1 protein-coding gene is annotated in these 572 nt (G+C 67.3%); it reads right to left on the bottom strand.

Features of this window, described 5'->3' with window-relative positions; genetic code table 11:
* Positions 1 to 572: methyl-accepting chemotaxis protein (locus AWB81_RS44025; RefSeq protein ID WP_235026284.1), on the bottom strand; the 572-nt coding region annotated here is incomplete at both ends.

Genomic DNA, 572 nt, shown 5'->3' with positions numbered 1-572 from the left:
CCCGCCTGATCTTCCAGCGACTGCGCCGCCGCAGCCGCTTCCTCGACGAGCGCCGCGTTCTGCTGCGTCACTTCGTCCATCTGCGTGACGGCGCGCGCCACCTGATCGATGCCGCTGCTCTGCTCTTCCGACGCCGCCGCGATCTCGCCCATGATGTCCGTCACGCGCTGCACCGCGCCGATGATTTCGTTCATCGTGCGGCCCGCTTCGTCGACGAGGGTCGTGCCCGACTGCACGCGCGACACCGACGTATCGATCAGTTCCTTGATTTCCTTAGCCGCCGCCGACGAGCGCTGCGCGAGCGTGCGCACTTCGCCTGCCACGACCGCGAAGCCGCGGCCTTCCTCGCCCGCACGCGCCGCTTCCACGGCGGCGTTGAGCGCAAGGATGTTGGTCTGGAACGCGATGCCTTCGATGATCGTGATGATGTCCGCGATCTTCGCCGAGCTCTGGTTGATCTCGCCCATCGTGCCGACCACCTGGCTCACGACCGCGCTGCCCTTGTTGGCGATCTCCGACGCGTTCGCGGCGAGCGTGCTCGCCTGGCGGGCGTTGTCGGCGTTCTGTTTGAC

Source organism: Caballeronia arationis (genome assembly GCF_001544975.2).
GTDB lineage: Bacteria > Pseudomonadota > Gammaproteobacteria > Burkholderiales > Burkholderiaceae > Caballeronia > Caballeronia arationis.
Note: the sequence above shows the minus strand (reverse complement) of the source record. Positions and strands in the feature narration are given on the sequence as shown.